General features: G+C 61.4%; 11 protein-coding genes and 4 tRNA genes. 3 read left to right on the top strand and 12 right to left on the bottom strand.

What is annotated here, in order from left to right:
* Positions 1-10: 10 nt before the first annotated feature.
* A complete protein-coding gene (locus ACSQ3S_RS16425; protein ID WP_176651242.1) occupies positions 11-730 on the bottom strand; it encodes an ABC transporter ATP-binding protein in 720 nt (239 codons plus the stop codon).
* A gap of 31 nt (positions 731-761) precedes the next feature.
* Between ACSQ3S_RS16425 and ACSQ3S_RS16420 the strand changes: the two genes are divergently transcribed.
* The 3 genes from ACSQ3S_RS16420 (at position 762) to ACSQ3S_RS16410 (ending at position 5154) form a co-directional block, all read left to right on the top strand.
* Positions 762-1406 (top strand): arylesterase, encoded by a 645-nt coding sequence (locus ACSQ3S_RS16420; protein ID WP_436143038.1) that lies wholly within the window; start codon positions 762-764, stop codon positions 1404-1406.
* Entirely contained in the window at positions 1403-2464 is a 1062-nt protein-coding gene (gene mnmH / locus ACSQ3S_RS16415) for a tRNA 2-selenouridine(34) synthase MnmH (RefSeq protein WP_436143037.1), read from the top strand. The genes ACSQ3S_RS16420 and mnmH overlap by 4 nt, the downstream gene beginning before the upstream one ends.
* Positions 2465-2718: 254 nt before the next feature.
* Entirely contained in the window at positions 2719-5154 is a 2436-nt protein-coding gene (locus tag ACSQ3S_RS16410) for a TonB-dependent receptor plug domain-containing protein (protein WP_436143036.1), read from the top strand.
* Positions 5155-5201: 47 nt separating this feature from the next.
* On the opposite strand, the gene ACSQ3S_RS16405 is transcribed toward ACSQ3S_RS16410, so the two are convergent.
* From ACSQ3S_RS16405 to ACSQ3S_RS16355, 11 genes are all read right to left on the bottom strand, one after another.
* A complete protein-coding gene (locus ACSQ3S_RS16405) occupies positions 5202-7112 on the bottom strand; it encodes a SurA N-terminal domain-containing protein (protein WP_436143035.1) in 1911 nt (636 codons plus the stop codon).
* 312 nt (positions 7113-7424) lie between these two features.
* Positions 7425-7501 (bottom strand) — tRNA-Asp (locus tag ACSQ3S_RS16400).
* Positions 7502-7528: 27 nt separating this feature from the next.
* Positions 7529-7605: transfer RNA gene (locus ACSQ3S_RS16395), tRNA-Asp, on the bottom strand.
* Positions 7606-7640: 35 nt separating this feature from the next.
* Positions 7641-7716: transfer RNA gene (locus tag ACSQ3S_RS16390), tRNA-Val, on the bottom strand.
* Positions 7717-7766: 50 nt separating this feature from the next.
* A complete protein-coding gene (locus ACSQ3S_RS16385) occupies positions 7767-8039 on the bottom strand; it encodes an HU family DNA-binding protein (protein ID WP_070266615.1) in 273 nt (90 codons plus the stop codon).
* Positions 8040-8243: 204 nt separating this feature from the next.
* Complete coding sequence (lon, locus tag ACSQ3S_RS16380) at positions 8244-10655, bottom strand: endopeptidase La (protein WP_176650616.1); 2412 nt, start codon at positions 10653-10655, stop codon at positions 8244-8246.
* 279 nt (positions 10656-10934) lie between these two features.
* Complete coding sequence (gene clpX, locus ACSQ3S_RS16375) at positions 10935-12203, bottom strand: ATP-dependent Clp protease ATP-binding subunit ClpX (RefSeq protein ID WP_176650615.1); 1269 nt, start codon at positions 12201-12203, stop codon at positions 10935-10937.
* Between the two features lie 162 nt (positions 12204-12365).
* A complete protein-coding gene (gene clpP / locus ACSQ3S_RS16370; RefSeq protein ID WP_020703301.1) occupies positions 12366-12983 on the bottom strand; it encodes an ATP-dependent Clp endopeptidase proteolytic subunit ClpP in 618 nt (205 codons plus the stop codon).
* Between the two features lie 167 nt (positions 12984-13150).
* Entirely contained in the window at positions 13151-14491 is a 1341-nt protein-coding gene (gene tig, locus ACSQ3S_RS16365; protein WP_176650614.1) for a trigger factor, read from the bottom strand.
* A 32-nt stretch (positions 14492-14523) separates the two neighbouring features.
* A tRNA-Leu gene (locus ACSQ3S_RS16360) sits at positions 14524-14610 on the bottom strand.
* 185 nt (positions 14611-14795) lie between these two features.
* Positions 14796-15257: a cupin domain-containing protein gene (locus ACSQ3S_RS16355; RefSeq protein ID WP_436143034.1), complete on the bottom strand. Its 462-nt coding sequence runs from the start codon at positions 15255-15257 to the stop codon at positions 14796-14798.
* Between the last annotated feature and the right edge of the window lie 51 nt (positions 15258-15308).

Genomic DNA, 15308 nt, shown 5'->3' with positions numbered 1-15308 from the left:
AGCCGCAACGTCAAACCAGCCGGCCGGCCGCGATGGTGATGGTGCGGCCGCAGCGCGCCGCCATCGCCTGGTCGTGCGTGACCAGCACCAAGGTCGAGCCGTGCTCACGGTTCAGCTCGAACATCAGCTTGATCACCGCCTCGCCGGTGGCAGCGTCCAGGCTGCCGGTCGGCTCGTCGGCGAACAGCAGCGGCGGCTCCGTCACGAAGGCGCGCGCCAGCGCCACGCGCTGCTGCTCGCCGCCGGACAGGTATTTGGGATAATGCTTCAGCCGGCTCGACAGCCCGACCTTGCCCAGCATGAATTCGGCCTTCTCGCGCGCATGGGTGGCGCCGCTCAGCTCCAGCGGCAGCATGACGTTCTCCACCGCCGTCAGATGCGCCAGCAGCTGGAAGGACTGGAACACGAAGCCCAGCTTTTCCTTGCGCAGCGCGGCGCGGCCATCCTCGTCCAGCGCATAGATGTCGACGCCGTCCAGCACCACCTTGCCGGCGCTGGGCGTGTCGAGACCGGCCAGCAGGCCGAGCAAAGTCGACTTGCCCGAGCCGGAAGCGCCTACAATGGCGAGCGTCTCGGCCTTTTGCACGGTAAAATCCACCTCGTGCAAAATCGTCAGTTCGCCGCTGGCGTCGGCCACGCGCTTGGCCAGGCCGCTGACGACGATGGCCGGCTGACCGGCTGGCTGCGCCACGGGCGCCGCCGTCGCGGCAAGGGCCGGGCCGTCCGGTATGAAATTGGAAGACGCTTTAGGGAAATCGGGCATGCTGAATGTGTTGAATGATTTATCAAAAAAACTGAGTGTACACGGTCTGTTCGCCCTGCTCCTGTTGTCGGCAGCGGAAAGCGCCTATTCTGCACCAAAAACCGTGCTGGTGCTCGGCGACAGCCTGTCGGCCGAATACGGCCTGGCGCGCGGCGCCGGCTGGGTCGCGCTGGCCGAGAAGAAACTGCAGGACCAGAAGATGGACACCACCGTCGTCAACGCCAGCGTCAGCGGCGAGACCACCAGCGGCGGCCGCTCGCGCCTGCCGGCGCTGCTGCAGAAATACAAGCCGGCGCTGGTGGTCATCGAACTGGGCGCCAACGACGGCCTGCGCGGCCTGCCGGTGGCCGCCGCCCGCGCCAACCTGCTGGCGATGGCCGACGCCGCCGCCAAGGCCGACGCCAAGGTCATGCTGATCGGCATGCGCATGCCGCCCAACTACGGCCGCGACTATGCCGACAAATTCTTCGCCATGTACGGCACCTTAAGCAAGGAAATCAAGGCGCCGCTGGTGCCGTTCATGCTCGACGGCGTCGCCGACAAGCAGTTCCAGGCCGACCGGCTGCACCCGCTGGCCGAAGCCCATCCAACCATCCTGGCCAATATCTGGCCGACGCTGCAAAAAACCATCAAGGCCAAATGAAGTATCCGGAAATTCTCAGCTTCGAAGACGCGCTCCTGCAACTGGACAGCTTCGACGCCATCATCGACGCGCGCAGCCCGTCCGAATATGCGCTCGACCACCTGCCCGGCGCCATCAACGCGCCGGTGCTGGACGATGCGCAGCGCATCACCGTGGGCACCATGTACAAGCAGGTCAACTCGTTCGAGGCCAAGAAGGTCGGCGCGGCGCTGGTGGCCAAAAACATCGCCAGTCATATCGAAGCGCTGTGGCTGGACAAGCCGCGCGAGTGGCGGCCGCTGGTCTACTGCTGGCGCGGAGGCAACCGCAGCGGCTCGATGGCGCACATCCTGGCCAAGATAGGCTGGCCGGTGGCGCAGCTGGACGGCGGCTACAAGGCCTTCCGCGCCCATGTCGCCGCCGCGCTGGAGCAGGCGCCGCCGCTGCGCTTCCAGGTCATGTGCGGCACCACCGGCAGCGGCAAGAGCCGCCTGCTGGAAGTGCTGCACGCGCAAGGGGCCCAGGTGCTGGACCTGGAAAAGCTGGCCGCGCACCGCGGCTCGGTGCTGGGCAACCTGCCCAGCCAGCCGCAGCCCAGCCAGAAAGCCTTCGAGACGCGCATCTGGGACACGCTGCGCCGCTTCGATCCGGCCCGTCCGGTGTTCGTCGAGTCGGAAAGCAAGAAGGTCGGCAACCTGCGCGTGCCGGCCGCGCTGATGGAGGCCATGCGCGCCTCCGAGTGCATCTCGCTGACCTTGTCGCGCGCCAACCGCGTGCGGCTGCTGATGGAGGACTATGCGCACTTCACCGCCAGCCCCGGGTCGCTCAACGAACAGCTGGAATTCCTGGCGGCGCTGCACGGCCGCGAGAAGATCAAGCACTGGCAGGCCATGGCCAGCGGCGGCGCGATGGCGCAACTGGTCGAGGAACTGCTGATCCATCACTACGACCCCGCCTATGTGCGTTCGATCGACCGCAACTTCGTCAAATTCGGCCAGGCCAGGCTGCTGGAGCTGGACCACATCGGCGAACAGGCCTTCCTCGACGCCGCCCGGAGTTTGATCGCCAGCACCGCCTGACCCAAAACAGTGCAGCACCCCGGCGCCGCCGAAATAACTTTGTTATTCGGCGGCGCTTGCTTTTGGGCACCCTTCCCATTCTGCCGCCACCCCGCCAGTTTGCGCAAAGTTCTTACACAACTTTCATTTTCCTTTCAGGCATGCAATTTGCGTTGAGGTAAGTATCGTTATGCCAGTTTCATGGCGCAAGCGATCCACCAAAAACTAAGGGAGCGGTACACATGAAGCATCCGATGCAAATGAAAAGACGTTTGATGACGCAAGCCGTATTGCTGGCCCTGCAGGCCGGCGTCGCCGTATCCGCCATCGCAGCCGACGGCGACGGTGCGCCGGTCACGCCCACCGCCGCCGTGGCCGACAATGTCGAAGCCGTGATCGTCACCGGCACCCGCCGCAGCGGCCTGAAGGCGGTCGACAGCGCCTCGCCGATCCAGGTGCTGGACTCCGGCTCGCTGGAACGCACCGGCCAGCCGGACCTGATCCAGGCGCTGGCGCAGAACCTGCCCTCCTTCACCGCCCAGGCCTTCGGCGGCGACACCGCCAACCTGACCCTGTCGGCCCGCCTGCGCGGCCTGAGCCCGAACGACACGCTGGTGCTGGTCAACGGCAAGCGCCGCCACACCACCGCCAACCTGGCCGTGCTGGCCGGACCGTTCCAGGGCGGCGCCGCGACCGACCTGAACTTCATCCCCGTGTCCGCCATCGACCACGTCGAAGTACTGCAGGACGGCGCCGCCGCCCAGTACGGCACCGACGCCATCGCCGGCGTGATCAACATCATCCTGAAGAAGGACTCGTCCGGCGGCTCGCTGACAGGCACCGGCGGCGCCTATATCGACCAGGGCGGCAAGACCGGCGACGGCTCGTTCAACATCGGCTTCGAGCCCACCGACAAGGCCTACATCAACGTCAGCGGCGAGCACAAGTACCACGGCCACAGCGACCGCGGCGACATCGACCCGCGCGTGACCAGCGCCGCCAACCTGGCATCGATGCCCAACCTGACCAAGGCCGACGGCTACCCTTACGCCAACCACATCTCCGGCGACGCCGCCTATCACATCTCGCTGCTGGCCCTGAACGCCGGCATCGACGTCGGCGGCGTCGAGCTGTACACCACCGCCACCTACGGCGAGAAAAAGGCGCAATCGTTCGAGAACTACCGCGTGCCGAGCCGCCTGCCCAAGGTCTACCCGAACGGCTTCAACCCGCTGGAGGCGATGGACGAGAAGGACTTCGGCTTCACCGCCGGCGCCAAGGGCGTGCTGGCCGACTGGAACTGGGACCTGAGCACCACCTACGGCAAGGACAAGGCCGACATCGGCGTGGTCAACTCCGGCAACATCTCGCTGTTCAACGACACCGGCGCCACGCCGACGCAATTCCACGCCGGCACCTTCACCGCCAGCCAGTGGACCACCTCGCTCGACGTGAGCCATGAGTACAACGTCGGCTGGGCCAGCCCGCTGTCGGTGGCCGGCGGCCTGGAGTTCCGCCGCGACACCTACGAGATCGGCGCCGGCGACCCGGCCTCGCGCTACAAGGAAGGTTCGCAATCGTATCCGGGCTTCTCGCTGACCGACGCCGGCAGCCACAGCCGCAACAACAAGTCGGTGTACATCGACATCGCCGGCTCGCCGATCGCCAACCTGAAGCTGGACGCCGCCGCCCGCTACGAGGACTATTCGGACTTCGGCAGCGCCAAGGTCGGCAAGCTGACGGGCCGCTACGACTTCACGCCGGCGTTCGCGCTGCGCGGCACGGTCAGCAACGGCTTCCGCGCGCCGACCATGGCCGAGCAGTACTACTCGGCCACCAACGTGTCGCCGACCCAGGCCTCGGTGCAGCTGGCGCCGAACTCGCCGGCCGCCGCGCTGGTCGGCATCAACGGCCTGAAGCCTGAGAAGTCGCAGAACTACAGCATCGGCCTGGTGCTGCATCCGGTGCCGAAGGCGACGGTGACGATCGACGCCTACAGCATCAACATCCACGACCGCATCATCGGCAGCGGCACGGTGTTCGGTTCGGGCAACGCGGTCAACGCGCCAGCGGTGGTGGCGGCGATCAAGGCCAACGGCAACGTGCTTGATCCGACGGTGACCAAGACCGGCATCAGCATCTTCTCCAACGCCGCCAACACCAAGGACCAGGGCATCGAAGCGGTATACTCGTACGCCAGCAACTTCGACGAGCTGGGCAAGGTCGACTGGTCGGCCTCGGCCAACCTGAACAAGGTCGAAGTGACCAAGATCAACCAGGCGCCGTCGCAACTGCTGCCGCAAAAGCTGCTGGACCAGGCGGCCATCGCCTCGCTGGAGAAATCGTCGCCGAAGATGCGCATCAACCTGGGCGCGTTGTGGAAGAAAGGTTCGTGGACGGTCAACCTGCGCGAGTCGGTGTATGGCCCGTCGTCGTCGTACAGCTCGCTGGACAACGTGACCTACTACGAAACCAAGATCGACACGCTGTTCACCACCGACCTGGAAGTGTCGTACCGCTGGATGAAGTCGGTCACCTTCTCGCTGGGCGCCAACAACCTGTTCAACAAGTATCCGGACAAGATGAACCAGGCCTACATCACGGCGGCGCGCGCGGCGCTGAACACGGCGGCGGTGACGCAATACCCATCGTTCTCGCCGATCGGCATCAACGGCGGCTACTACTACGGCCGCGTGAACTACACGTTCTAAAAAATCGCTGGATGTAAAAAGGGCCGCGAATTTCGCGGCCCTTCTTTTTACTTCACTTCGGTCACGGTGGTTTTCGTGATCGGCTTGAGGATCTTTACCTTGGCTTTTTGCTTCAGCAGTTCGATATAGTCGTGCATTTCCTGCTGGGCGACGATGCCGTTGATCTGCTCGGCTTCGGACTTGCGGCGCGCTTCGTCTTGCTCCGCAGGCTGCTGCACCTTGCCGATGCGGTAGATGCCGTAGCCCATGCCCGGCACGTCCACGCCGACATACGCCGGCAGCTTGGTCGCGTCGGCCTTGAACACGGCTTGCGCGGCCAGGCCGTTCAAGCCTTCCGTCTTCGAACGCGATACCAGCTTGGCGGCGGCGAAGCCGGTGGCGTCGCCGGATTTCTTCAGCGCTTCCAGCTTGTAGGCGCCGGCCTTGGCGGCCAGCTTGGCGGCTTCTTCCATCGTCACGCGCTGGCGGATGGCGGCGTCGACTTCAGCCAGCGGACGCTTGGACGCAGGCTTGAACTCGACGATGCGGCCGGCAACCAGCGTGCTCGGCGCGGTCTCGACCGCTTCGGTATTGCGCTTGCTGCTGATCGATTCGTTGGAGAACAGCGCGGCCAGGAACTTGGCGTTGTTGTACGGCAGCGGGCCGGCCATCGGCGATGGATTGCGCGACACGTTGGCGGCGCTTTCGATCTTCAGGCCCAGCTTGTCGGCCACCGGCTTCAGGCTGTCGGACTGTTCATAGACGGTGTTGGTGAAGGCTTCGGCCATTTCCGAATACTTCTTCGCGGCCTTCTGCTTTTTCAGCGCGTCGGCCACTTCGGTCTTCACTTCGTCCAGCGGCTTGACGACGGCCGGCTTGAGCGCGGTCACGGTCAGCACGTGGAAGCCGAAGTCCGACTGCACGGCGTCGCTGATCTCGCCCTGCTTCAGTTTCAGCACGGCCGCTTCCACCGGCGCAGGCAGCGCGCCCTTGGTCACGATGTCGAGGTCGCCGCCCTGCTCGGCCGATACCGGATCTTCAGACTTGGCCTTGGCCACCTTGGCGAAGTCGCCCGGGGTCTTGCGCAGTTCGGCCACGATGGCGTCGGCCTTGGCCTTGGCGGCGGCCACGTCGGCGGCGCTGGCGCCCTTCTTCAGCCCGATCAGGATGTGCGCGGCGCGGCGGCTTTCCGGCGCGGTGAAGCCGGCCTTGTTGGCTTCGTAGTAGGCGGCGACTTCGGCGTCGGTGACGGCCACCTGGCTCATCACGGCGTCGCTGTTGAAGACCACGTATTCGATCTTGGCCTGCTCGGGCACTTCGAAGAACTTGGCGTTCTTTTCGTAGTAAGCCTTGACCATCTCGTCGGTCACTTTGACCTGCGGCACGAAGTCGGTCACCGGCAGCAGCAGTTCCTGCACTTCGCGTTCCTGCGAACCGATGTCGGACAGCGTCTTGGCCACGGTGCGCGGCGCGAAGCCGGTGTTCTGGATGGCGTTACCCAGCTGCAGCAGCGTCATTTCGCTGCGCATGCGCTGGTCGTACATGGTCGGCGTCATGCCTTGCGCGGCCAGGATGGCCTTGTAGCGCTCCATGTCGAAGGCGCCTTCGCCGCCGAACTGGTCCTTGATGGCCTTCTGCAGCTGGGCGTCGGAAACGCTCAGGTGCGAACGCACCACTTCCGCCGCCACTGCGCGCTCGGCGATCAGCTGGTCCAGGATGTTTTGCTTGAATTCCGGGGTATCGAACAGCTTCTGGTCGAACTGCGCGCCCATACGCTGGCGGTAGCTGTCCAGCTGGGTGCGGATGGCGTTGTCGAACTCGAGCTGGCTCAGGGGTTTGCCGTCGATCTTGGCGATCGTGTTGGCGTCGTCGCCGAAGCTTTTGTAACTGCCGATACCGACGAATGCAAACGATGGGACGATGATGATCGCCAGGAGAATCTGCATCAAGCGCTGATGGGTACGAATAAATTCAAACATGGTCTGCCAATTCGGATTGAGTGGAACTTGCACATACAAAAAAGGCGAACACGCGTTCGCCGATTCCGGTTGCCGGATTTTACAGGGAGGCCCCCTCTATAGCAAGCGCAAATCATTGGCAAAACGGACACGTTGCCGGCGCCGGCGGACGGCGCGGCGGCGGCTGCCCGACTTGTGGTCGATAAGCGGCTCCGGCTTGAATAAGGCGGTGGCGAAACTATCCGCCGATATTCAAATACAGATAATCGGAATTAATATGCCATAAAAAGAAAAACCCCGCAGCTCATTATAAGCTGCGGGGTATCTTGTTCTTGGCGGAGCGGACGGGACTCGAACCCGCGACCCCCGGCGTGACAGGCCGGTATTCTAACCAACTGAACTACCGCTCCTTGGTCAAACTAAATATTGTATTTTGTTGGCGGAGCGGACGGGACTCGAACCCGCGACCCCCGGCGTGACAGGCCGGTATTCTAACCAACTGAACTACCGCTCCAACAAAACACTGGGTACTACTCACTACTGCAAAACTGGTGGGCGGTGAGAGGCTCGAACTCCCGACCTAAGCCTTGTAAGGGCTCCGCTCTACCAACTGAGCTAACCGCCCGTTTTGCCTTTGGCGAGCTGCTCAAGCGTTGAGCCGCTCACCGAAGTCCGTTAGTTTACAGCATCTTTCAAAGCTTTACCAGCTTTAAATTTAGGAACTTTAGCTGCTTCGATGGTGATCTCTTCCTTGGTGCGCGGATTGCGGCCGGTGCGGGCAGCGCGTTCGCTCACGGAGAAGGTGCCAAAGCCGACCAGGGTGACGCTGTCGTTCTTTTGCAGGGTGGTGGTTACACCGTCGATCACTGCGTCCAGCGCGCGTGCAGCAGCCGCTTTCGAGATATCAGCGGTAGTAGCAATATGGTCGATCAATTCAGTCTTATTCAAAGCAATTCCCCGTCACAAAGGTTATATCGTTTTAGCCCGGGAATTAAGGTATTTGAATACCGTTACCGGGCCGAGAAAAATCTCAGGCCGTATTAAACAAGCCAGCCCGCCTCTGTGTCAAGCACCGCACCCTAGAAAAATGGGGTGAAATAACAAACAGGCGCTATAAAAGCGCCTGTTTGGGAGATTAACGGTCAATTAAAGTTAGTGTTTTACTACTTCCGTCTGGCCGTCTGCTTTGGCGGCAGCCGCCGCGACGGCTTCCACCGGCGCGGTTTCCGTCACCGCTTCAGGCATGCGCTCCAGCGCGATTTCCAGCACTTTGTCGATCCAACGCACCGGCACGATCTCCAGTTTGTTTTTGACGTTGTCCGGAATGTCGGCCAGGTCCTTGACGTTCTGCTCGGGTATCAGCACGGTCTTGATGCCACCGCGCTGCGCCGCCAGCAGCTTCTCTTTCAGGCCGCCGATCGGCAGCACTTCGCCGCGCAGCGTGATCTCGCCCGTCATCGCCACGTCGGCGCGGACCGGAATGCCCGTGAATACCGACACCATCGCCACCGTCATCGCCGCGCCGGCCGAAGGACCGTCTTTCGGCGTTGCGCCTTCCGGCACGTGGATGTGGATGTCGCTCTTCTCAAACACTTCGTTCTTGATGCCGAGACGATTGGCGCGGCTGCGCACCACGGTGCGGGCTGCCTCGATCGATTCCTTCATCACGTCGCCCAGGGTGCCGGTGCGGATCACGCCGCCCTTGCCCGGCATCTGCACGGCTTCGATGGTCAGCAGATCGCCGCCCACCTCGGTCCATGCCAGGCCCACGACCTGGCCGATCTGGTTTTCCTTTTCCGCGACGCCGAAATCGTAGCGGCGCACGCCCAGGAACTTGTCCAGGTTCTTGCTGGTGACGGCGACCTTTTTCTCGGTCTTCTTCAGCAGCAGCATCTTGACCACCTTGCGGCAGATCTTCGACACTTCGCGTTCCAGCGAACGCACGCCGGCCTCGCGGGTGTAGTAGCGGATGATGTCGCGCAGCGCCGACTCGGCCACCGAGATTTCCTCTTCCTTCAGACCGTTGTTCTTGATCTGTTTAGGCAGCAGGTAGCGCTGGGCGATGCTGGTCTTCTCGTCTTCCGTGTAGCCGGACAGGCGGATCACTTCCATGCGGTCCAGCAGCGCCGGCGGGATGTTGTACGAGTTCGACGTCGCCACGAACATCACATCGGACAGGTCGAAATCGACTTCGATGTAGTGGTCGGAGAACGTGTGGTTCTGCTCGGGATCCAGCACCTCCAGCAGGGCCGACGACGGATCGCCGCGGAAGTCCGCGCCCATCTTGTCGATCTCGTCCAGCAGGAACAGCGGATTGCGCACGCCGACCTTGGCCAGCGACTGCAGCACCTTGCCCGGCATCGAGCCGATGTAGGTACGGCGGTGGCCGCGGATCTCGGCCTCGTCGCGCACGCCGCCCAGCGCCATGCGCACGAACTTGCGGTTCGTCGCGCGGGCGATGGACTGGCCCAGCGAGGTCTTGCCCACGCCCGGAGGACCGACGAAGCACAGGATAGGTGCTTTCAGCTTGTCGACGCGCTGTTGGACTGCAAGATATTCCAGGATGCGTTCCTTAACCTTGTCCAGGCCGTAGTGGTCGCCCTCGAGCACTTTCTCGGCGTTGGCCAGGTCGTTGTTGACCTTGGATTTTTTCTTCCACGGCAGGCTGACCAGCGTGTCGATGTAGTTGCGCACGACGGTGGCTTCGGCCGACATCGGCGACATCAGCTTGAGTTTTTTCAGCTCGGCGGTGGCCTTGTCCAGCGCCTCTTTCGGCATCTTGGCCAGCGCGACTTTCTTCTCCAGCTCGTCCAGGTCGGCGCCGTCCTCGCCCTCGCCCAGTTCCTTCTGGATGGCTTTGACTTGCTCGTTCAGGTAGTACTCGCGCTGCGATTTCTCCATCTGGCGCTTGACGCGGCCGCGGATGCGCTTCTCGACTTGCAGAATATCGAGCTCGCCTTCCAGCTGGCCCAGCAGGTGCTCCAGGCGCTTGGCGACGCTGAAGATTTCCAGGATCACCTGTTTCTGCTCGAGCTTGAGCGGCAGGTGCGCGGCGACGGTGTCGGCCAGGCGGCCGGCGTCGTCGATGCCCGACAGCGAAGCGAGGATTTCAGGCGGGATCTTCTTGTTCAGTTTGACGTACTGGTCGAACTGCTGAACGATGGCGCGGCGCATCGCTTCGATTTCCGAATCGTCGCCCAGCTCGGAATCGAGCGGCGTCAGATCGGCAACGAAGTGCGTCGGTGCATCGGTGATGCGGTTGATGCGCGCACGCTGCGCGCCCTCGACCAGCACCTTGACGGTGCCGTCCGGCAGCTTCAGCATTTGCAGAATATTGGCCACGCAGCCGATCTCGTAGATATCGGAAGCAGAAGGTTCGTCCTTGGCAGCGGCTTTTTGAGCGGCAAGCATGATGCTCTTGCCCTGCTCCATTGCGGCTTCCAGCGCCTTGATCGATTTTGGGCGCCCTACGAACAGCGGTATCACCATATGCGGGAAAACTACAACGTCCCGCAGCGGCAATAACGGCAGTTGAGTTTGCTCAGTTAATTTGGAAGTTGTCATGGCGTACCTTATGTGAAAGCGTGATTATGATGTGGGCGCTGTTTCGCCAAATCACAAGACCGACCTGCAAGAAATAATTCTCCTAAAAAAGAGTATTTTCCAGTCCAGCTAGTCTGCTCTAAAAGAATACATCAAATAAAAAAGCCACGCGCGACAAGGCTGTCACGTGTGGCTTTCCGAATGAAGCCTGCATTCTTTTATTGATTTAAATTGTACCGCCTTGCCCCACGGATGCGAAATGAATTTTGCTCATCCGCCGGGTAAGTGTGCACAAGTTATTTAATTCTCACCAGATGCCTTGGCCTGGTCTTGATAGATCAATAAAGGTTTGGCGCCGCTGGTGATCGTATTTTCATCAATGACCACTTTGGTGACATTGGTTTCATTCGGCAGCTCATACATCGTGTCGAGCAAGGCGTGCTCGAGGATCGAACGCAGGCCGCGCGCGCCGGTCTTGCGGGCCAGCGCTTTCTTGGCGATCGCGTGCAGCGCGGCCGGACGGATTTCCAGTTCCGCGCCTTCCATGTCCAGCAGCTTGGAGTACTGCTTGACCAGCGCGTTCTTCGGCTCGACCAGGATCTGGATCAGCGCTTCCTCGGTCAGCTCCGACAGCGTGGCCACGACCGGCAGGCGGCCCACCAGCTCGGGGATCAGGCCGAACTTGATCAGGTCTTCCGGTTCCGCTTCCAGCAGCACTTCGCTGGCGTTGCGTTCCTTCTTGCTCTTCACGGTGGCCGAGAAGCCGATGCCGGATTTCTCCGAGCGGTTGGCGATGACCTTGGCCAGGCCGTCGAACGCGCCGCCGCAGATGAACATGATGTTGGTGGTGTCGATCTGCACGAAGTCCTGGTTGGGATGCTTGCGTCCGCCCTGCGGCGGCACCGACGCCATCGTGCCTTCGATCAGTTTCAGCAGCGCCTGCTGCACGCCCTCGCCCGACACGTCGCGGGTGATCGATGGATTGTCCGACTTGCGCGAGATCTTGTCGATCTCATCGATGTAGACGATGCCGCGCTGGGCCTTGTCGACATCGTAGTTGCAGCTTTGCAACAGTTTCTGGATGATATTCTCTACGTCCTCGCCCACATAGCCCGCCTCGGTCAGCGTGGTGGCGTCAGCGATGACGAACGGCACGTTGAGCATGCGCGCCAGCGTTTGCGCCAGCAGCGTCTTGCCGGAGCCGGTAGGACCGACCAGCAGGATGTTGCTCTTGGCCAGTTCGATGTCGTCTTTCTTGCCCAGGTGTTTCAGACGCTTGTAGTGGTTGTACACCGCCACCGACAGGATGCGCTTGGCCGTTTGCTGGCCGATGACGTACTGGTCCAGCAAGTCCTTGATTTCATGCGGGGTCGGCAGGTCCGACTTGGCGCCCGTGACCGACTCGATGGCCGAGGTTTCATCGCGGATGATGTCATTGCACAGGTCGATGCATTCGTCGCAGATGAAGACCGACGGGCCGGCGATGAGTTTCTTTACCTCGTGCTGGCTCTTGCCGCAAAACGAGCAGTACAGTAATTTTTCGCCGCTGGAGGATTTTTTGTCTGACATGGGGCAGTTTTCTTTGGGTTACAGAATGGCTAGACTATGCCAGGAAGCATATATTTGAGTCCGGAAAAATCCGCCTACGACTACATGCTACCCGAAATAAAAACGAAACGCCCGAACGATTAATCGCCCGGGCGTTTTTTCAGCAATGCTGCGAAGGAAGCATCAAGCCCGGTTTGACAACATTTTGTCGATCAAACCATACTCTACCGCCTCTTCCGCCGACATGAAACGGTCACGATCCGTGTCTTTGGCGATCTGCTCGACCGTTTGACCGGTACGCTCGGCCATGATCGAGTTCAGGCGGTGACGCAGATACAGGATTTCCTTGGCCTGGATTTCAATGTCCGAAGCCATGCCTTGCGAGCCGCCGGACGGCTGGTGAATCATGATGCGCGAGTTCGGCAGCGAGAAGCGCTTGCCCTTGGCGCCGGCGGCCAGCAGGAAGGCGCCCATCGAGGCGGCCATGCCGGTGCACAGCGTCGAGACGTCCGGCTTGATGAACTGCATCGTATCGAAGATCGCCAGGCCGGCCGACACCGAACCGCCTGGGGAGTTGATGTACAGCGAGATATCCTTGTCGGGATTTTCGCTTTCGAGGAACAGCAACTGGGCGACGATCAGGTTCGCCATCTGGTCGTTGACGGGGCCGACCATGAAGATTACGCGTTCCTTCAGCAGGCGCGAGTAAATGTCATAGGAGCGCTCGCCACGGCCGCTTTGTTCCACCACCATCGGCACCAGGCCGAGCATTTCAGTGTCCAGCGCCGGATTACGGTTCATACCAGTCATTCCATTTCCTTGTGAAGCAGCTAGGGTCAGAAATCGTTTGCCGCTTAGCCGTCATCCTCGCGCAAGCGGGGATCCATAGAACGCATGCTCAGTATGGATTCCCGCCTGCGCGGGAATGACGACGGCTACGGCGCCGTCTCTATTCTATCCTAGCTGGATTACGCTTGTGCGTTGCTTCCCATCAGTTCGTCGAAGGCCACGACCTTGGACGAAGTTTTCGACAGGCCCAGGACGTAGTTGACGACGTTTTCTTCCAATACAAGGGCTTCGACTTCGGCCAGGCGGCGACGGTCGCTGTAGTAGTACTTCAGCACTTCGCGCGGGTCTTCGTAGCTCTGTGCGAAGTCTTCGACTTGTGCCTTGACCTGCTCTGGCTGGGCTTGCAGCTTGTTCTCGCCGACCAGTTGCGACAGGATCAGGCCCAGACGCACGCGACGCTCGGCTTTTTCCGCGAACAGTTCTGGCGGGAAGGGGATGTCCTTGACGTTCATGCCACGGTTGGCCATGTCCTGGCGGGTCATTTCGGCCAGGCGCTCGGTATCCTGGGCGATCAGCGATTGCGGCACGTCCAGGGTCGCGGTTTTCACCAGCGCGTCCATCACGGCTTCCTTGTTGCGGGCCTTGACACGGCCGGCAACTTCGCGTTCCAGGTTGACCTTGATGTCTTCGCGCATTTTGGCGACGTCGCCGTCGGCCACGCCCAGCGATTTGGCGAATTCAGCGTCGACTTCCGGCAGGTGCGCCCATTCCAGCTTTTTCAGCGTGATGGTGAACGATGCGGTTTTGCCGGCGACATCCTTGCCGTGGTAGTCCTCTGGGAAAGCCAGTGGGAAGGTCTTGGCTTCGCCAACCTTCAGGCCCACGGTGGCGGCTTCGAATTCCGGCAGCATGCGGCCTTCGCCCAGCACGAAGGCGTAGTCGTCAGCCTTACCGCCTGGGAATTCCACGCCGTCGATCGAGCCGACGAAGTCCACGGTCACGCGGTCGCCGTTGGCGGCAACCGGCTCGCCGCCGTCGCCGTGTTCACCGGCTTCGCCCTTGGTGTGGAAGTGCACGCGCTGCTTGCGCAGGATTTCGATGGTCTTGTCGATTTCGGTTTCCGACACATCGGCCTTGACGGTCTCGATTTCCACCGTCGACAGGTCGCCGACGACCACTTCCGGGTAGACTTCGAACGTCGCGTCGAAGGTCAGCACGCCGGCTGGCGACTCGGCCTTGGGCTCGATGTTCGGATAGCCGGCCACGCGCAGCTGGTTTTCGTTTGCGGCGTCGTTGAAAGCGCGGCCAACTTTATCGTTCAGCACTTCGGTTTCGATCTGATAACCGTATTGTGCCGCGACCATTTTCAGAGGAACTTTACCCGGACGGAAGCCTGGTGCCTTAGCCGTTTTGGCTTGCACTTTCAGGCGCTTCTCAACTTCAGCGCGGACCTCGGTCAGCGGGAAGGAGATCGTGATACGACGTTCGAGTTTGCCTAAGGTTTCGACTGCAGTTGCCATGTAAAAATCGTCCAAAAAATAAGAAAAACAGTTGGTGCGAGGAGGGGGACTCGAACCCCCACACCATTGCTGGCGTCAGGACCTAAACCTGGTGCGTCTACCAATTTCGCCATCCTCGCGGCATGTTTGCACAAAAGCAAAGGGCGACCCGTAAGTGAAAACGGTCGCCCTATCCCCACTTTTCCCGCGGGGGCTTTCAACTTCAACGCGATATTCTAACGGGTTTTCTAGCGAAATGTGGCGATTTTTAATCTCTCGCCAACATTAGCGCGGTTTTTGCCCATTTAGCCAGCAAAGCGGGCCGTTAGTAGGGGCTGGACGCAGGCCGGCCAGCCAAATCGGTCCATATATCGTCGGGCAGCGAGCGGTCTCGCAGGCACACCCGATCATGCTCTGGATAGGTGATGTGATCGACCTGCGCGCGGGTTCCCACCACCAGGCAACGCGTCGCGCCGGCACTCCGGTTCTCCAGGTAGTGCCCGACCCGGACCCCGGCCCGGAAGGTCGCGGCGCCGCCGGCGCGCACCAGCGTCTCGGCGCTCCCCTCCACCACGGTGATCTCGCCGGCAAGGACGTAGACCATCTCGTCATCGGCGCTGTGCCAATGCTTGATCGAGGACCTGCAGCCGGGCTGCAGCACTTCGATGAAGGCGCCGAACTGCGTCAGCCCTCCAGCCTCGCTGATCCACAGTGTTTGATTCGGCTCGGTGGATCCGTCCACCGGATTGACCTCGGTAACCAGTTGATCAGCGGTGAAGACAGGCATGATGACGCTCCGTGCGCAGCAGCAGTTTTTTGGACACGCGGCCCCGCGTGT

Source organism: Duganella sp. LjRoot269 (genome assembly GCF_964254095.1).
GTDB classification, from domain to species: domain Bacteria; phylum Pseudomonadota; class Gammaproteobacteria; order Burkholderiales; family Burkholderiaceae_D; genus Rugamonas; species Rugamonas hordei.
Note: the sequence above shows the minus strand (reverse complement) of the source record. Positions and strands in the feature narration are given on the sequence as shown.